Origin of the sequence: Streptomyces sp. NPDC091371 (genome assembly GCF_040684275.1) — a bacterium.
Lineage (GTDB): Bacteria > Actinomycetota > Actinomycetes > Streptomycetales > Streptomycetaceae > Streptomyces.
Genome location: NZ_JBFBFP010000001.1, coordinates 156,198 through 172,396 on the forward strand (window position 1 = coordinate 156,198; position 16,199 = coordinate 172,396).

A 16,199-nucleotide genomic window follows, 5' to 3' on the forward strand; every position below is an offset into this window, starting at 1 on the left:
GGCGGCGAAGTCCGCGAAGTCGGGGGTCAAGCCCGCGACGATGGCGCAGGCCCTGACCCGGGCCATGCGCGACGCGATGGCCGAGGACCCGACGGTCCACGTCATGGGCGAGGACGTCGGCACGCTCGGCGGGGTCTTCCGGATCACCGACGGGCTCGCGAAGGAGTTCGGCGAGGACCGCTGCACGGACACCCCGCTCGCGGAGGCCGGGATCCTGGGCGCGGCGGTCGGCATGGCCATGTACGGGCTGCGGCCGGTCGTGGAGATGCAGTTCGACGCGTTCGCGTACCCGGCCTTCGAGCAGCTGATCTCGCACGTCGCGAAGATGCGCAACCGCACGCGCGGCGCGATGCCGCTGCCCATCACCATCCGCGTGCCGTACGGCGGCGGGATCGGCGGCGTGGAGCACCACTGCGACTCCTCCGAGGCGTACTACGTGGCCACGCCCGGCCTGCACGTGGTGACCCCGGCGACGGTCGAGGACGCGTACGGGCTGCTGCGCGCGTCGATCGCGAGCGACGACCCGGTGGTCTTCCTGGAGCCCAAGCGGCTGTACTGGTCGAAGGCCGATTGGTCGGCGGAGGCGCCGACGGCCGTCCCGGGGATCGGGAAGGCGCTGGTGCGGCGGACGGGCACGAGTGCCACGCTGATCACGTACGGGCCCTCGCTGCCGGTGTGCCTGGAGGCGGCCGAGGCGGCGCGCGAGGAGGGCTGGGACCTGGAGGTCGTGGACCTGCGCTCGCTCGTGCCGTTCGACGAGGAGACGGTCGTGGCGTCCGTACGCCGGACCGGGCGCGCGGTCGTGGTCCACGAGGCCGCCGGCTTCGGCGGACCGGGCGCGGAGATCGCCGCCCGCGTCACGGAGCGGTGCTTCCACCACCTGGAGGCGCCGGTGCTGCGCGTGACGGGCTTCGACATCCCGTACCCGCCGCCGATGCTGGAGAAGCACCACCTGCCCGGTGTGGACCGGATCCTGGACACCGTGGCCCGCCTGCAGTGGGAGAACTGATGCCGCAGGTAATGGAGTTCAAGCTTCCCGATCTCGGGGAGGGCCTGACCGAGGCCGAGATCGTCCGCTGGCTGGTCGCGGTGGGCGATGTCGTCGCCATCGACCAGCCCGTGGTCGAGGTCGAGACGGCCAAGGCGATGGTGGAGGTTCCGTGCCCCTACGGCGGTGTCGTCACCGCCCGGTTCGGGGAGGAGGGCACGGAACTGCCCGTCGGGGCGCCGCTGATCACCGTGGCGGTGGGGGTGGCCGCGGTGGAGTCCGCCGCGCCCGAGGCGGAGTCCGCGGGCTCCGCGAACGCGCCCCGGCCCCTGATCGGTTACGGCTCGGACCACTCGCGCCCGGCGCGTCGGCGACGGGTGCGACCCGTCACCGCCGCGGTCTCGGCGCCGGTGGCTCCGGCCGCGCCGGTGGCTCCCGTTGCTCCCGTTGCTCCCGTTGCTCCCGTGGCTCCCGTTGTGCCGGCCGGGCCGGTGCCGGTGATCTCGCCGCTGGTGCGCAAGCTCGCGCGGGACGGCGGGGTCGATCTGCGCACGCTGTCGGGCTCCGGACCGGACGGGCTGATCATGCGGGCGGACGTCGAGGCGGCGCTGGCGGCGCTGCGGGCGCCGGAGCCGGTCGCCGCCGCCGTCGCTCCCGTGCGGGGTGACCGCGTGCCGCTCAAGGGCGTGCGCGGGGCGGTCGCGGAGAAGCTCTCGCGCAGCCGGCGGGAGATCCCGGACGCCACCTGCTGGGTCGACGCGGACGCGACCGAGCTGATGGCCGCGCGGGCCGCGATGAACGCGGTGGGCGGGCCCAAGATCTCGGTGCTCGCGCTGCTGGCCCGGATCTGCACGGCCGCGCTCGCGAAGTACCCGGAGCTCAACTCCACGGTGGACCTGGCGGCGAACGAGATCGTCCGGCTGCCGTCGGTGCACCTGGGCTTCGCCGCGCAGACGGAACGCGGGCTGATGGTCCCGGTCGTCCGGGATGCGCACGCGATGAACCCGGAGGCCCTGTCGGCGGAGTTCGCCCGGCTGACGGAGCTGGCGCGGGGCGGGAAGCTGTCCCCGGCGGACCTCACCGGCGGGACGTTCACCCTGAACAACTACGGGGTGTTCGGGGTCGACGGCTCCACGCCGATCATCAACCACCCGGAGGCGGCCATGCTGGGTGTTGGGCGGATCATGGCGAAGCCGTGGGTGCATGGGGGTGAGTTGGCGGTGAGGCAGGTCGTGCAGCTGTCTCTGACGTTCGACCACCGGGTCTGCGACGGGGGTACGGCGGGGGGCTTCCTGCGCTACGTCGCGGACTGCGTGGAATCCCCGGCGGTGCTGCTGCGCAGCCTGTAGCCGTCCGGCGGGGGCGGTTGCCGCTGCGCGGAGCCGTCCCCCACCCGCCCTTCCGCCGTTCCCCGGGCGCTGCCCGGACCCGGTCCTCAAACGCCGGACGGGCTGAAAGACCCTGGGGCGGAGCCCCCGACAGCGGAGCCGCACACGAAGCCCCACCGGCCCCCTCAGGGAAGCTTCGGTGGGGTCCAGTTCGCGTGGCGGAGGATGGCGTTGATCGTGGCTCCCGAGGGGGCCAGGCGGAGGGCCGTGTTGCGGGCGGACACCGCGAGCGGGTGGGACAGGCGGTGGCCCAGGCGGCCGGCCTGGCGGGCCGCGCGGGCCACGCTCTGGGCGCGGGGGCGGCGTACGGCGTCGTACCGGGTCAGCGCGGCCTCCACGGACGGCCCCGCGGCCAGCTCGGCGGCCAGCACCACCGCGTCCTCCAGCGCCTGGCACGCGCCCTGCCCGAGGTTCGGGGTCATGGCGTGCGCGGCGTCCCCGAGCAGCGCGACCCGGCCGACCGCGTAGGCCGGCAGCGGCGTGACCAGCTCGTGGATGTCGTGGTGCAGGACGTCCTCACTGCGGGTGGCGGCCAGGAGTTCGGGGACGGGCCGGTGCCAGTCCCCGAAGCGGCCCGCCAGAAAGGCGAGCGGGTCCCGGTGTCGGATGCCGGCCGGGGCGGCGAGCACCGCGTGCCATTCGGCGCGGCCGTCCGTGAAGCCGATGTGCCCGAACTCCGCGCCCGGCCCCCACGTCAGCTCGAAGTCGGTGTCCAGCGGGACCGGTGCGGCGGTGATGGCGCGCAGGACGGTGGAACCGCTGTAGACGGGGCCGGGGTGCCCGGGGAAGAGCTCGGCGCGGATGCCGCTGCGCACCCCGTCGGCGGCGACGAGCAGGTCGGCGTCGGCCAGGGAGGCGAGCGTGCCGACGCCCGTGCGCAGGCAGGGCTCCGGCAGGGCCGCCTGCAGCAGCCGGTGGAGTTCCGCGCGGGGGATGCCGGTCATCGGGGTGCCGAGGGCGCGTTCGAGGGCCGCGCCGTCCATCCGGGAGAGCACGCGCCCGTCGGGGGTCCGGGTCCCGCCCGTGTACTGGCGGCGCGCGGCGGCCCGTACGGCCCCGCCCACGCCCAGCGCGTCCAGGGCGCGGATCCCGTTGGCGGCGAGGGAAATTCCGGCGCCCGCGTCGTCCAGGACGGCGGCCCGTTCCAGCACGGTCACCTGCCAGCCCGTGCGGTGCAGCCCTATCGCGGCGGCGAGCCCGCCGATGCCCCCGCCGACCACCACTGCCGTGCCACTCATGGCGCACCTCCCGTTTCTACAGGTGTAGAAGTCCTGGGGGTGCAGCGTACTCCGAGGTTTCTACAGGTGTAGAAATGGGGGGTGAGTGAAGAACGCCGAACCCTGCTGGCCGACGCGGCCCTCGAAGTCCTGGCCGCATCCGGCATGCGCGGGCTGACCCACCGCGCCGTGGACCGGGCCGCCGGGCTGCCGGCCGGCACGACCTCGGCCTATTTCCGTACCCGGGCCGCCCTGCTGACCGCGCTCGTACGCCGCCTCGTGGCCCGCGACCAGGCCGAACTGCAGCGCACCGGCGAGGCGGCGCCCGTCCCGCGGACCCCGTCCGAGCTGGTCGACGGCTTCGCCGCGCTGGCCCGGAGCCGGCTGGCGGGGGAGGGCAGGACCCGCTCCCTCGCCCGCTACACCTGCGCCGTCGAGAGCGTCCGCGATCCGGAGCTCCGCGAGATCCTGGTCCCGCGCGACAACGCGGGCCGGGACCTCGTACGGGCCTTCGTCGCGGCCCACGGCGCCCCCGACCCGGACGCCCGCACGCACACCCTGCTGGCGTGCGTGGACGGGCTGATCCTGGACCGGCTGCTCGCGGGGGCCGAGGAGGTCGGCCGCGACGACCTGGAGGGGCTGGTGGCCGCCGCGCTCAGGCCGCAGGCACCGTGAGCAGCACCTTGCCGACGTGGCTGCTCGCCTCCAGGACGCGGTGGGCCTCGGCCGCCTCCGTGATCGGGAGCGCCGCGTGCACCACCGGGCGGACGCGGCCCGCGGCCACCAGGGGCCAGACGTGCTCCCGTACGGCCGCCACGATGGCCGCCTTCTCCTCCAGCGGCCTCGCCCGCAGGGTCGTCGCGGTGATCGCCGCCCGCTTGGCCAGCAGCGCGCCCAGGTTCAGCTCGGCCTTGACGCCGCCCTGGAGGCCGATCACCGCGAGGCGGCCGTTCACCGCGAGGGCGGCCACGTTCCGGTCGAGGTACTTCGCGCCCATGATGTCCAGGATCACGTCGGCCCCGGCCCCGCCGGTCGCCGCCTTGATCTCCTCCACGAAGTCCTGCTCGCGGTAGTCGATCAGGATGTCCGCGCCCAGTTCGGCGCAGCGTTCGAGCTTCTCCTTGCTGCCCGCCGTCACCGCCACCCGCGCGCCGACCGCCTTGCCGAGCTGGATGGCCGTCGTGCCGATGCCGCTGGACCCGCCGTGCACCAGCAGGGTCTCGCCGGGGCGCAGGCCCGCCACCATGAACACGTTGGACCACACCGTGCAGACCGTCTCGGGCAGCGCGGCCGCCGCCACCAGGTCCATGCCCGCCGGGACGGGCAGCAGCTGGCCCGCGGGGACGGCCACCTTCTGCGCGTAGCCGCCGCCCGACAGCAGGGCGCACACCTCGTCGCCCACCGCCCAGCCGGACACCCCGGGCCCGATCTCGCTGACCCGTCCGGAGCATTCGAGGCCGGGGTAGGGGGAGGCGCCGGGCGGCGGGTTGTAGAACCCCTGGCGCTGGAGGAGGTCGGCGCGGTTCACGGCGCTCGCCGCGACCTCGACGAGGACCTCGCCCTCGCCTGCCACCGGATCGGGTACGTCGGTCCAGACGAGGGCCTCGGGGCCGCCGGGCTGCTCGATCGTGATCGCATGCATGGCCCGGAGGCTAGCCCAACTACTCGGCCTGGCCCAGCGGCACGGGCGCGGAGGCGGGCGGTACCGCGCGGACGATGGTGATGAGACGGTCCGTCAGCTGGAGCGGGCCGGCGTGCGGGTCGTCGTAGGGCAGCAGCCGGTGTCCGCGCAGCACGCTCACCACCAGGTCGGAGGTCTCCCGGACCGACTTGCCGACCTCGGACTTGTTCACGGGCCGTTCGATGAGGTCGAGGCCGCTGCCCTGCTGGATCAGGTCCTCCATCACGGCTCCCGCGCTCGGGCTGAGCACCGACAGGCCCAGCAGCCGGCCGGCCGCGCTCGCGCTCGTGATGACCGCGTCGGCCCCGGACTGGCGCAGCAGCGGCGCGTTCTCCTCCTCGCGGACGGCGGCGACGATCTTCGCGCCCCGGTTGAGCTGGCGGGCCGTCAGGGTCACCAGCACCGCCGTGTCGTCCCGCTGCGTGGCGATGACGATCTGCCGGGCCTTCGTCAGTTCGGCGCGCAGCAGGACGTCGGAGCGGGTGGCGTCGCCGACGACGCCCGTGAACCCCTCCGCGTTGGCCGTGTCGATCACCTTGGCGCTGGGGTCGACGATGACGACCTGCTCCTTGGCGAGCCCGGTGGCCAGCAGCGTCATCAGGGCCGAGCGGCCCTTGGTGCCGAAGCCGACGACGACCGTGTGGTCACGCAAGTTCTTCCTCCAGCGGTTCAGCCGCCACTCTTCCCTCGTGCGCTCCGTGAGGACTTCCAGGGTGGTACCGACCAGGATGATCAGGAACAGCACGCGCAGGGGCGTGATGAGCAGGATGTTCGTCAGCCGCGCGCTGTCGCTGTACGGGACGATGTCGCCGTAGCCGGTCGTCGACAGGCTCACGGTCGCGTAGTAGACGCAGTCGAGGAAGTCGACTTCCTCGTCGGCGTTGTCGTGGTAGCCCTCGCGGTCCACCCACACGATGAGGACCGTCAGGAACAGCACGAACAGGGCCATCAGCAGGCGTTTGGAGACCTGCCGCAGCGGTTTCTCGACGATGCGCCTGGGCAGTTTGATGCGCCGGGAGACGAGTTTCTCGTCGGCGCCGCGGGCCATGGCGTCCTGGCCGTGGAGTTTCACGTGAAACATCCCCCCGAGGCCCAGGGCAGGTCCAGGATCTCCAGTTCCTGCCCGGACCGCGCTCCGTTCGGCGGTACGACGGCCAGCGCGTCGCCGGCCGCCACACCGCGCAGCATCGCGGGGCCGTTGTAGCGCAGCGGGACCGCGTGTTCGTCGCCCAGCCGCACCGGGACGAGCCGGGTGTCGTGCGGGTGGCCCGGTACGTCGCCCTCGACCGCCGCCGTGTAGCGCGGGCGCCGGCGGCGGCCGGCGAGGGCGCGCAGCAGCGGTTCGGCGAGGGTCAGGAGCCCGGAGACGGCGGCGAGGGGGTTGCCGGGCAGCCCCACCAGGTGCCTTCCGTCGGCCCGGTCGCCGATCCGGGCCAGCAGCATCGGATGCCCCGGGCGTACGGCGACCCCGTCGACGAGCAGTTCGGCGCCGGCCCGCTCCAGCACGGGGTGGACGTGGTCGACGGGGCCGGAGGCGGTGCCGCCGGTGGTGACCAGGAGGTCGGCGGTGGAGGTGGTGACGGCCTTCAGCAGGGCCTCGACCCCGGCGGGGTCGTCGCCGAGCCGCCGGGTGGCCACGACGTCGGCGCCGAGCCGGGTGAGCCAGGGGGCGAGCATGGGGCTGAGGGCGTCGCGGATCAGACCGTCGTGCGGGAGGCCCTCGGTGAGGAGCTCGTCGCCGAGCACCAGGATCTCCACGCGGGGCCGGGGCCGGGTGGTCAGCGCGTCGTACCCGGCGGCCGCGGCGAGGCCGAGCACGGCCGGGGTGACCAGGGATCCGGCGGGCAGCAGCAGGTCGCCGGAGCGGCACTCCTGGCCGCGCGGGCGGATGTCCTGGCCGGTGGTGACGGGCCGCTCGGCAAAGAGCTGGGCGCCGGACTCGCGGCTGTGCTCGCTGCGGATGACGGCGGTGGTGTCGGCGGGGATCCGGGCGCCGGTGGCGATCCGTACGGCCTCGCCGTCCGCGAGGGCCTCGGGCCGGTCGGTACCGGCCAGCACGCCCTCGCCGGTGCGCACGGTCCACGGGCCGGGGCCGGAGACGGCCCAGCCGTCCATGGCGGAGGTGTCGAAGGACGGGAGGTCGGTGAGGGCGTCCAGGGGCTCGGCCAGCACTTCGCCGAGGGCGTCCGCCAGGGGCACCCGGTGCGTACGCGCCCGGACCCCGCTCCCGGCGCGGACGGCGGCCTCCCGGGCCCGCGGCCAGGGGAGCGCGCGGTGGCCCCCGCCGCCGTCGCCGGCACCGGATCCGCCGCCGGAGCCGCCGTGCGGGCCGTGGCCGGGGCCGCTGCGGCTGACCAGGGCCAGTGCCTGGTCGAGGGCGTGCTCGGCGTCGAGGGGGGTCATCCGGAGCCGTTCTGGTCGGCGGTGTCGGCTTCCGCGGCCCAGCGCAGTGCCAGGTCGGCGGCCTTGCGGGAGGCCTCGGCGACGGCACGGGCGGGGTCCGCGCCGGTGGCTTCGGCTTGGGCGGCCGCGTAGCCGACGAGGAAGGTGGTCAGCGGTGCGGCGGGCCGGGCGACGCCGTGGGCGGCGTCACGTGCGAGGTCGAGCAGGGTCGTGGTGTCGACGTGGAGGTCGATGCCCAGCTCGTTCTTGACTGCGGTGATCCATTGCTCCAACACGTTTCCATGCTCCCTGATCCGGGCCCGGGCCGCCGCAAGGTCCTCCCAGGTGTCGCAGTCGAAGGAGGCCAGGGGCGCCGCTTCGATGTGCGCGAGGTCGAGTTCGGCGGTGAGGGCGCGCAGCGGGAGGCCGCCGAGGGTGCTGTGCTCGGTGGCGAGCAGGGCGATCTCGCGGCGCAGCGGTTCGGCCCGGTAGGCGGCGACGAGGGGCTGGTCGCGGCCGTCGGCGTCCCGCAGCATCGCCCCGTCCGCGGTGTCCGTGCCGGGGGCGTCGAGCAGGGCCCGGACGGTGTCCCGGTCGAGGAACGGCAGGTCGGCGGAGAGTACGAGGACCACCTCGGCCGTGGTGTGGCGGAGCCCGGCGTCCAGCGCGGCGACGGGGCCGGTGCCGGGGGGGTCCTCGCGGGTCCACAGGACGGGGCGGGAGGTGGGGTGGCGGCTGCCGACGACCACGGTGGTGCGGGCGCCCTGGCAGGCGTCGAGGACGCGGTCGAGGAGGGTGCGGCCGCCGACGCTGAGGGCGGGCTTGTCGGCCCCGCCGAGCCGCCTCGCGGCGCCGCCGGCCAGCACGATTGCGTCGTAGCTCATCCCCCGAGTATGCGTCGGCCATGTCCCCTGCGGGGAGGCACACTTACCGGCCGCTTATCCGTGGCGCGGGGGCTGCGGTGCGGGTGGGGGTGCGGCGCCGTTGCCGGGGGGCTCCGCCCCCGGACCCCCGCGCCTCAAACGCCGGCGGGGCTGGAATCGCCCCGCGGGGTCCGGGGCGGAGCCCCGGCAGTGGCGCCGCACACGGCACAGGCGGGTCCCGTCGCGCAGTGGGGGCGCGGCGGGACCCGCCTGGTTTCGGCTGACCGCCGGGGGCTAGAGGTACGGGCCCGAGCGGACCGGGCCGTGGCCGTCTTCGTCGTCCGTCGGGGCCCCCGGAGGGAGGGCGCGGCGCATCTGTTCCAGTTGGGCCCGCGCCGCCATCTGCTGTGCGAACAGGGCCGTCTGGATGCCGTGGAACAGGCCTTCCAGCCAGCCCACCAACTGCGCCTGCGCGATGCGCAGTTCCGCCTCGGAGGGAATGGCCTCCTCGGTGAACGGGAGGGACAGGCGCTCCAGTTCCTCCACGAGCTCGGGAGCCAGGCCGTCCTCCAGCTCCTTCACCGAGGCCGCATGGATGTCCTTGAGCCGGACCCGGCTCGCCTCGTCGAGAGGCGCTGCACGTACCTCTTCCAGGAGTTGCTTGATCATGCTGCCGATCCGCATGACCTTGGCGGGCTGTTCGACCATCTCCGTCACCGGGACCTCGCGCGACTCGTCATCGGCGCCGCCGACCGCCATCCCGTCCTGTCCCACGATCAAGACGTTCGGGGGGCTGTCCTGCGACCGTTCACTCCTCGGCATCTCCATGCCAGTCATTCTCTCGCACACCTTCGTCAGCAGACGTGTGCCCCCGTACGGGCGTGATCCACCCTGTACGGGGGCACGGTTTCAGCCGGCCGTCCGCCGGGCGAGCGCGCCGCTCGAACGGGTGACCAGGGCGGCGAGCAGTGCCGCGCCCAGCGGGACGGCGACGAGGAGCATGCCCAGGGTCGGCCAGGGCACCGCGATCGGCATGTACGGCATGTCGTCGAGCGTCATCGAGCCGCTCGCGATGTCCGACTGGAAGAGCCGCTCCATCGCCCGGCGCTCGGTGAGACGCAGCCCGATCGCGGGCAGGATGCCGGCCGCCGAGCCCAGGACCACGCCCATCAGGGCGACCACCCCGCACTGGAAGCCGCTCAGCGTGCGCCGCACCCGCGGTGAGGCGCCGACCGCTGCCAGGGTCTTCAGGTCGGCCTCGGCGTCGGCCTGGGCGAGCCCGGTGGCGATGCCGGCCGCGCCGATGGTGACCAGGCCGGCGAAGACGGTGAGGGCGAGCAGGGTGAGGCTGTCGTCGCCCTGGTAGCCCGCCTCGATGCGGACGTAGGCCTCCACGCCCATTCGGTCGATCTCCCCGGCGACCTTCTGCCGCTGCTCGGTGCCGGCGGTTCCGTCGAGGCTGAAGTAGGCGCCGAACGGGGCCGTGGTCAGCCCGGTGGCCTTGGCGGCCGCCGGGGGCAGGATCGCCTGGATGCCCCAGCCCTCGGCGCTGTCGGGCGCCTGGTGGACGGGGAGGGCCTTGTCCTCGCCCGGCGGGTCCTGGCCGGGCTTGGCGATGACGTCGGCCGCCTCGGAGTCGGTGATGACCCGCAGGGTGAGCTTGCCGTCCTTGACGTTGCGCTTGTCGAAGGAGACGGCCTGTCCGGCCTTGAGGGCGGCGACGGAGCCCGGATCGGTCACGGCGAGTACGGAGAGCAGCGTCTCGTCGGCGACGACGATCTCGTGCTGGGCGCCGCGCCGGCTGCGCTGGCAACGCCAGTCCTGGCGCAGTTCCTTCGCCTGGTTCGGGTCGGCGGAGGGGGGCAGGCCCACGATGCCGTCGAGCGGGCAGCGCTGTTCCCTGGGCGTGATGATCTCGACGCGGCCGCAGCCCGGTTCCGAGGAGTACGGCTCGCAGCCCGGCTTGCCGACGACGAGACGGTCGACGTCCGCCCGCACGCCCAGCGGGAGTTGCTTGGAGAGGACCTCGCGCAGGGCGGGCACCTCCTTGTGGGCGCTGTTCTCACTGGTCTCCAGCAGTCCGGTGCCGTGCGGCAGGTCGGCGACGTACGCGTGCCGCCTCTGCACCTCGTCGCTGTGCTGGTACGTGGCCACCGCCACGCTTCCCGCCACGGCGGCCAGTACCGCGGCGACGGCGGGTGCCGTACGCCCCCGGTTGCGCACGGCGTCGCGCAGTGCGAGCCGCGGCGACAGCGGCAGCCACCGCCCGAGCCGCCCGAACAGGCCGACCAGGACCGGGGTGAGGGCGACGATGCCGAGCTCGGCCAGCGCGCTGCCGGCGGCCACCACGGTGGCGCCCATCTGCGAGGTCGTGCCGTACAGGGCGATCGCGGCGCCGGCGCCGACGGCGATCAGGCCGATGACGGGCAGCACGCGGTTGGCGTGGCGGACCCCGCGGCGGCCGGTCAGCGAGGCCAGTACGGTCTGCCGGGACGCGGTGACGGCGGGGACGATCGCGGCGAGCAGGCCGGTCACCACGGCGAGCAGGGCGATGCCGGCGAGTTCCAGCGGGCGGAAGTCGAGGCCGCCGAAGCGGTTGCCGAGGTACTCCTCCAGCACCGGCCGCAGCACGATGGTGAGCGCGATGCCGACGGCCGTGCCGGTGACGGCGGCCACGGCGCCGATGACCAGGCCGCCGGAGAGCACGATGGAGCGGATGTGCCGCCGGTCGCCGCCGTTGGCGCCGACCAGGCCCAGCTGGCGGCGCGAGCGCCGGGCGCCGACCGCGAAGGCGGGTCCGGCGAGCAGGCAGATCTCCAGCATCGCGAGGCCCACGATGGTGGCGAGGGTGGCCATCTGGACGGCTCTGTTGCCGCTGGTGGTGTAGCGCTCCTTCGGCTCCTGCCGGTACAGCGGCACGTCGGAGTCGGCGGGCGGGTCGAGGGCGACGGCGCGGGAGGTGACGACCAGGCCCTTGGCGTTGGCCGCCTGGACCATGTTCCACGTGAAACCATCGCCGCCGAGCTTGACCAGGTAGGAGGCCTGGGGGTGCAACCCGGGTGCTCCGGAGGCCTGGAGGGCCTGGTCGAGCGGGGTGAACAGGGTCCCGGGCGGGGCGATGAGCTCGTCCCGCTTGAGCTCGTCCGGCACCTCGTAGGCGCCGACGATCCTGTACGAGGAGTTCATGCCGCGCGGGGTGACCGAGGAACCGACGTGGAACCCGGAGTTCTTCAGGAAGGCGGTGGTGGCGATGACCTCGCCCGCGGTCTCGGGCAGCCGCCCGCGGTCGACCGTGATCAGCCCGGCCGTCAGCGGGCTGAAGGTGTCGAGTTCGCGCAGTTCGGTGTCGAGCAGCCCGTGCCGGGTGCGGACCTTGGCGTACGCGTGGGAGTCCTTGACCGTCTGGACGCCGGCCGGGAGCGCCGCGCCCACCGGATCCGCCTGGTCCTCCTTGGGCCTGGGCCGGTAGACGTGGTCGTCGAAGCCGCCGGCGGGCGCGAAGCCGGAGCCGTCGGGCTTCTGGAAGATGGGCCCGCCCATGGACGAGGAGCGCACCCGGGCGTCGGCGGCGCCGACCTGACGGGCGACGGCCTGTTCGGGGGAGAGCTGGGCGCTGCGCAGCGTGAGGTCGGCCGCGCTCACCCCGACGATCGGCAGGGCGAGCATCGCGAGGACCAGGGAGCTGCGGCCCTTGGCGCGCCAGGCGTCGCGGCGGGCGATGCGCAGCGCCGCGACCCAGGAGTGGTACCAGCCGTGGAGCGAGGAGGTCACGGGCGGGCCGCCTGCCCGGAGAGCAGGGAGTCGGCCCCGCTGCGCAGGGTCTCGTCGATCACGTTGCCGTCGCGCAGGAAGACCACGCGGTCGGCCCAGGCGGCGAACCGCGGCTCGTGCGTGACGAGGATCCCGGCCGCGCCGGCGTCGCAGCGCGAGCGCAGCAGGGCCAGGACGGACTCGCCGGTCTCGGAGTCGAGGGCGCCGGTGGGTTCGTCGGCGAGGACCAGGCGGCGGTCGCCGACCAGGGCGCGGGCGATGGCCACGCGCTGCTGCTGGCCGCCGGACATCTCGTCGGGGAAGCGGTCGGCGAGGGAGCCCAGGCCCATCTCCTCCAGTGCGGCGAGGGCGGAGACCCGGGCCTTGCGGGCGGAGACGCCGTCCAGCTCGCGGGGCAGGGCCACGTTCTCGGCCGCGGTGAGCGCCGGGATCAGGTTGTAGTCCTGGAAGACGTAGCCGATGCTGCGGCGGCGGAGCGCGGCGAGTTCCTTGCGGCCGGCGGCCGTGATGTCGGTGCCTTCCACGATGACCCGGCCGCTGGTCGGGGTGTCGAGTCCGCCCGCGAGGGTGAGCAGCGTGGACTTCCCGGAGCCGGACGGGCCCATGACGGCGACGAGTTCGCCGGGGTACACGGAGAGGTCGATGCCGCGCAGGGCGTGGACCTCGGTGGCGCCGCTGCCGTGGGTGCGGACGAGCCGGTCCAACTGCAGTACGGGTTGCTGGGTCTGGTGCTGTTCGGACATGAAGGGTCCCCCCTGGAACGGTGGTTCAGCCTCGCCGGAAGCGTCCGGTACGGGGCCGGGTGGTGGAGGTCGGGGCCGGAGCCGGGGTCACGGCGTCTTCGGCGGCGGCCCGCGGCGGTTCGGGGTGGGGCGGTTCGGCCTGGGGCGGTCCGGGGTGTGCGGCTCTCCCGTCGGCCGGGAGGGAGAGCCGGACCAGCCGGGCTTCGCAGTGGTCGAGCCAGCGGGCCTCGGCCTCGGTCTGGAAGATCAGCTGCTCCAGGACGAGCAGCCAGGCCACGTCGTCGCGTTCGCGGGACCGCCCGCTCTCGACCGCGGCGAGCGCGGTGGCCTTGAGCCGGGTGTAGTCCTGCATCGCCTTGATGGTGGCGTGGCGTTGGGCCTGGATGACGGCGCGGATGTCCACGCCGGGGGCGCCGACGGCCATGGCGAGCTTGATGGACAGCTCGTCGCGGGGCGGGTTGGCGCGGTCGACGGGGCGCTCGTACCACTCGCGCAGTTCGCTCCGGCCGGAGTCGGTGATGGCGTAGAGGGTGTGCCCGGCGGAGTCCTCGCCGCCGGGCGCGACGAGGCCGTCCCGTTCGAGGCGGGCCAGGGTGGTGTACACCTGCCCGACGTTGAGGGGCCAGGTGGAGCCGGTGCGGGATTCGAACTCGGTGCGCAGCTGGGAGCCGTACCTGGGGCCCTGTTCGAGCAGGGCGAGCAGGCCGTGACGGATCGACATACTCGGTATGTATACCGAGTATGCTCGCCGGCGGCAACTGCCTCGGGCCGCTCCCGCGGCTCCTTACGCGCTCCGGCGCAGCCGCATGCCGAGGTAGCCCAGGCCCAGTCCCATCAGGGCGAACCCGGTGCCCAGCGGCATTATGTGCGCGGCCAGATCGGCGGCCCGCTCGTTCGGCTCGGTGCCCAGCGCGCTGATCGGCGCGGGCGGGGTCGGCTCGGTCCGCACGGGTTCCTGCGGTTCGGTGCGCGGGCGGACCGGAAGGGGCCGGGCGGCCACCACCAGCTCCGGGTTCGCGGGTTCGCCGGCCGGTCGTCCGGGCCGGTCCCGGCCGACCCCGGCCGCGGAGCCGGCCAGCTCCCGGGGGGTGTCGTCCGGCGGCGCGGGGGCGGCGGCGCGGGGGGCGGGGGCGAGGTGCCAGGCGTAGGCGTAGGCGGGGGCGGTGGGCGCGAGCGCGGCGGCGGCGAGGGCGGCGCAGGCCAGCCAGCGCGTCGGGCGGAAGCCTTGGATCACGGGGTGCCCCTCCCGTCCCGAGCGTGCAGATCGTGCGGAGATATGCGCTCAGATTTACATAACGGGGCAAAAGCGGCATCCCGGGCGCCCCATCGGGGTGCCCGGGATGCCGGTCTGGAGCAGTGTCCGCGCTATTCGGGGTTACCGGTCGACACGGTCAGCGTGTACTTCGTGCCTTCCTTCGCGATCGGGTCGCCTTGCCGCGGCGACTGCTCGAGCACGGTGTCCTTGCCGTACACGGCCTCGTCCTTCTCGACGATGTCGTACAGGCCCCCCGAGGCCTGGATGCAGGCCTTCACGGAGAGCAGGTTCTTGTACCGCAGGTCCGGCGCCGAGAACTTGCCGTCCTCCCTGTAGTGCCTCGTCGGATCCTTGCACTTGGCCGGGTCGATGGTGCGAGAGGTGTCCGGCCCCTTGAACCCGGCCTTCGCGGGGGCGGAGGAGCTGGTCGTGCCGCCCGCCGTCGAGCCGCCCTTGTCCTTCTCGTCGTCGCCGTTGGCGATCACCGCGATCAGGCCGCCGATCGCCAGCAGCGACACCGCGATCGCGCCCACGACCACCGGCATGTTCCGCTTGCCGCCCGCGCCGCCGCCCGAGCCCGACGGGCTCTGCGAGGTCGCGGGGGAGATCGTGTACGGCGGCGGGGTCTGCGGCGAGTACGCCTGCGGCGCGGGAGTGTGCGGCGCGGGCGTGTGCGGGTAGGCGTAGCCCCCCTGCGCGTGCGGCTGCGGCGCCGGCGTCGGCGGCCCGTACGGACCGGGCGGCGGGGTCTGCGGGACCGAGTACGGCTGCTGCACCGACTGCGGCTGGGCCTGGAAGCCGGAGTCCACCGGCGGGAACACGGCCGAGCCGACGCCCGACCCGCTGTTCGCGGGCCCGGCGCCCTGGATGATGACCGGCGCCCCGGTCTGCCCGGCCGCCCGCACCCGGGCGATCTCGTCGGCCATGGCCGCTGCCGTGTGGAAACGCTCGTTCGGGTTCTTCTTCAGCGCGCGCGCCACCAGCGCGTCCATCGCCGGCGTCACCGACCGGTTGATGGAGGACGGAGCGACCGGCTCCTCCTGCACGTGTGCGTACGCTATGGCCAGCGGCGAGTCCGCTTCGAACGGGAGCCGCCCGGTCAGCAGCTGGAACAGCATGATGCCGACCGAGTACAGGTCGGAGCGGGCGTCCACCGCGCGGCCCAGCGCCTGCTCGGGCGACAGGTACTGCGGGGTGCCGACGACCATGCCGGTCTGCGTCATCGAGGTGACCCCCGACTGCATGGCGCGGGCGATGCCGAAGTCCATGACCTTGACCACGCCGCGCTTGGTCATCATGACGTTGCCCGGCTTGATGTCGCGGTGGACGAGCCCCATCTCGTGGCTGGTGTCCAGGGCGGCCAGTACGTCGGCCGTCACCTTCAGCGCCTTGTCGGCCGGCATCGCGCCGTACTGCGCGATGTCCGCCTGGAGCACGGAGCCGAGCGGCTGCCCCTCCACGTACTCCATGACGATGTACGGCATGAGCGAGCCCTCGAACTCGTCCTCACCCGTGTCGAACACCGAGACGATGTTGGTGTGCGACAGTTTCGCTACAGCCTGGGCCTCGCGACGGAACCGCTCGCGGAAGGACTGCTCGCGCCCGAGCTCCGTGTGCAGCGTCTTGATGGCCACCTGGCGGTCGAGCGCCGTGTCGTGCGCGAGGTACACGGCGGCCATGCCGCCCTCGCCGAGCAAATCCCGTAGCTGGTAACGGCCACGGGCCAGGGAACCGCCTGCGTACCGGCCCTGAGTGCCGTCCTGGCTCATGACTGTTGCTTCCCCTCAGCTGCTTGTGTCGCGCCCAGTCTGCCGGAGGGCAAGCACACGTCAAGCCAGGTACCCGTTCTGTGACCGCGCTGCCACAGGACTGCTTGTCCGAACGGCGACCGGGTCCGAGGCTGTAGCGTTC

General features: G+C 74.0%; 14 protein-coding genes. 3 read left to right on the top strand and 11 right to left on the bottom strand.

Annotated elements, in window-relative coordinates; translation table 11 throughout:
* The first annotated feature begins 40 nt into the window (after positions 1–40).
* A complete protein-coding gene (locus tag AB0O21_RS00745) occupies positions 41–1,009 on the top strand; it encodes an alpha-ketoacid dehydrogenase subunit beta (protein WP_365165405.1) in 969 nt (322 codons plus the stop codon).
* A complete protein-coding gene (locus tag AB0O21_RS00750) occupies positions 1,009–2,337 on the top strand; it encodes a dihydrolipoamide acetyltransferase family protein (RefSeq protein WP_365164489.1) in 1,329 nt (442 codons plus the stop codon). Before AB0O21_RS00745 ends, AB0O21_RS00750 begins: the two co-directional genes overlap by 1 nt.
* 164 nt (positions 2,338–2,501) lie before the next feature.
* On the opposite strand, the gene AB0O21_RS00755 is transcribed toward AB0O21_RS00750, so the two are convergent.
* Positions 2,502–3,614, bottom strand: a complete 1,113-nt coding sequence (locus AB0O21_RS00755) for an FAD-dependent monooxygenase (RefSeq protein ID WP_365164492.1) — start codon at positions 3,612–3,614, stop codon at positions 2,502–2,504.
* 81 nt (positions 3,615–3,695) lie between these two features.
* Between AB0O21_RS00755 and AB0O21_RS00760 the strand changes: the two genes are divergently transcribed.
* Positions 3,696–4,268: a TetR family transcriptional regulator C-terminal domain-containing protein gene (locus AB0O21_RS00760; RefSeq protein ID WP_365164494.1), complete on the top strand. Its 573-nt coding sequence runs from the start codon at positions 3,696–3,698 to the stop codon at positions 4,266–4,268.
* Here the strand turns inward: AB0O21_RS00760 and AB0O21_RS00765 are convergent.
* From AB0O21_RS00765 to AB0O21_RS00810, 10 genes are all read right to left on the bottom strand, one after another.
* Positions 4,249–5,235, bottom strand: a complete 987-nt coding sequence (locus AB0O21_RS00765) for an NAD(P)H-quinone oxidoreductase (RefSeq protein ID WP_365164496.1) — start codon at positions 5,233–5,235, stop codon at positions 4,249–4,251. The genes AB0O21_RS00760 and AB0O21_RS00765 overlap by 20 nt on opposite strands.
* 19 nt (positions 5,236–5,254) lie before the next feature.
* A complete protein-coding gene (locus AB0O21_RS00770; protein WP_365164498.1) occupies positions 5,255–6,355 on the bottom strand; it encodes a potassium channel family protein in 1,101 nt (366 codons plus the stop codon).
* Positions 6,343–7,677 (bottom strand): molybdopterin molybdotransferase MoeA, encoded by a 1,335-nt coding sequence (locus tag AB0O21_RS00775; RefSeq protein ID WP_365164500.1) that lies wholly within the window; start codon positions 7,675–7,677, stop codon positions 6,343–6,345. Before AB0O21_RS00775 ends, AB0O21_RS00770 begins: the two co-directional genes overlap by 13 nt.
* Positions 7,674–8,540: an NTP transferase domain-containing protein gene (locus tag AB0O21_RS00780; RefSeq protein ID WP_365164502.1), complete on the bottom strand. Its 867-nt coding sequence runs from the start codon at positions 8,538–8,540 to the stop codon at positions 7,674–7,676. The genes AB0O21_RS00775 and AB0O21_RS00780 overlap by 4 nt, the downstream gene beginning before the upstream one ends.
* Positions 8,541–8,813: 273 nt before the next feature.
* Positions 8,814–9,347 carry a bacterial proteasome activator family protein gene (locus AB0O21_RS00785; protein WP_329382534.1) on the bottom strand — a complete coding sequence of 178 codons (534 nt, stop codon included), beginning with the start codon at positions 9,345–9,347 and terminating at the stop codon, positions 8,814–8,816.
* Between the two features lie 81 nt (positions 9,348–9,428).
* On the bottom strand, positions 9,429–12,185 hold the full coding sequence (locus AB0O21_RS00790) for an ABC transporter permease (RefSeq protein WP_365165407.1): 2,757 nt from the start codon (positions 12,183–12,185) through the stop codon (positions 9,429–9,431).
* Positions 12,186–12,286: 101 nt separating this feature from the next.
* Positions 12,287–13,033 (bottom strand): ABC transporter ATP-binding protein, encoded by a 747-nt coding sequence (locus tag AB0O21_RS00795; protein WP_365164504.1) that lies wholly within the window; start codon positions 13,031–13,033, stop codon positions 12,287–12,289.
* Between the two features lie 25 nt (positions 13,034–13,058).
* Positions 13,059–13,754, bottom strand: a complete 696-nt coding sequence (locus AB0O21_RS00800) for a PadR family transcriptional regulator (protein WP_365164507.1) — start codon at positions 13,752–13,754, stop codon at positions 13,059–13,061.
* A 63-nt stretch (positions 13,755–13,817) separates the two neighbouring features.
* Entirely contained in the window at positions 13,818–14,267 is a 450-nt protein-coding gene (locus AB0O21_RS00805; RefSeq protein WP_365164509.1) for a hypothetical protein, read from the bottom strand.
* A 131-nt stretch (positions 14,268–14,398) separates the two neighbouring features.
* The gene (locus AB0O21_RS00810; protein ID WP_365164512.1) at positions 14,399–16,057 is read right to left on the bottom strand and encodes a protein kinase; all 1,659 of its coding nucleotides are present in this window, start codon (positions 16,055–16,057) and stop codon (positions 14,399–14,401) included.
* Positions 16,058–16,199 lie beyond the last annotated feature (142 nt).

Excerpts from the sequence above, each read along its gene's own strand:
- AB0O21_RS00810 (WP_365164512.1), bottom strand. The coding sequence starts at position 16,057 with ATGAGCCAGGACGGCACTCAGGGCCGGTACGCAGGCGGTTCCCTGGCC.
- AB0O21_RS00755 (WP_365164492.1), bottom strand. The coding sequence starts at position 3,614 with ATGAGTGGCACGGCAGTGGTGGTCGGCGGGGGCATCGGCGGGCTCGCC.
- AB0O21_RS00790 (WP_365165407.1), bottom strand. The coding sequence starts at position 12,185 with ATGCTCGCCCTGCCGATCGTCGGGGTGAGCGCGGCCGACCTCACGCTG.
- AB0O21_RS00780 (WP_365164502.1), bottom strand. The coding sequence starts at position 8,540 with ATGAGCTACGACGCAATCGTGCTGGCCGGCGGCGCCGCGAGGCGGCTC.
- AB0O21_RS00795 (WP_365164504.1), bottom strand. The coding sequence starts at position 13,033 with ATGTCCGAACAGCACCAGACCCAGCAACCCGTACTGCAGTTGGACCGG.
- AB0O21_RS00785 (WP_329382534.1), bottom strand. The coding sequence starts at position 9,347 with ATGGAGATGCCGAGGAGTGAACGGTCGCAGGACAGCCCCCCGAACGTC.
- AB0O21_RS00745 (WP_365165405.1), top strand. The coding sequence starts at position 41 with ATGGCGCAGGCCCTGACCCGGGCCATGCGCGACGCGATGGCCGAGGAC.
- AB0O21_RS00750 (WP_365164489.1), top strand. The coding sequence starts at position 1,009 with ATGCCGCAGGTAATGGAGTTCAAGCTTCCCGATCTCGGGGAGGGCCTG.
- AB0O21_RS00800 (WP_365164507.1), bottom strand. The coding sequence starts at position 13,754 with ATGTCGATCCGTCACGGCCTGCTCGCCCTGCTCGAACAGGGCCCCAGG.
- AB0O21_RS00775 (WP_365164500.1), bottom strand. The coding sequence starts at position 7,677 with ATGACCCCCCTCGACGCCGAGCACGCCCTCGACCAGGCACTGGCCCTG.
- AB0O21_RS00770 (WP_365164498.1), bottom strand. The coding sequence starts at position 6,355 with ATGTTTCACGTGAAACTCCACGGCCAGGACGCCATGGCCCGCGGCGCC.
- AB0O21_RS00765 (WP_365164496.1), bottom strand. The coding sequence starts at position 5,235 with ATGCATGCGATCACGATCGAGCAGCCCGGCGGCCCCGAGGCCCTCGTC.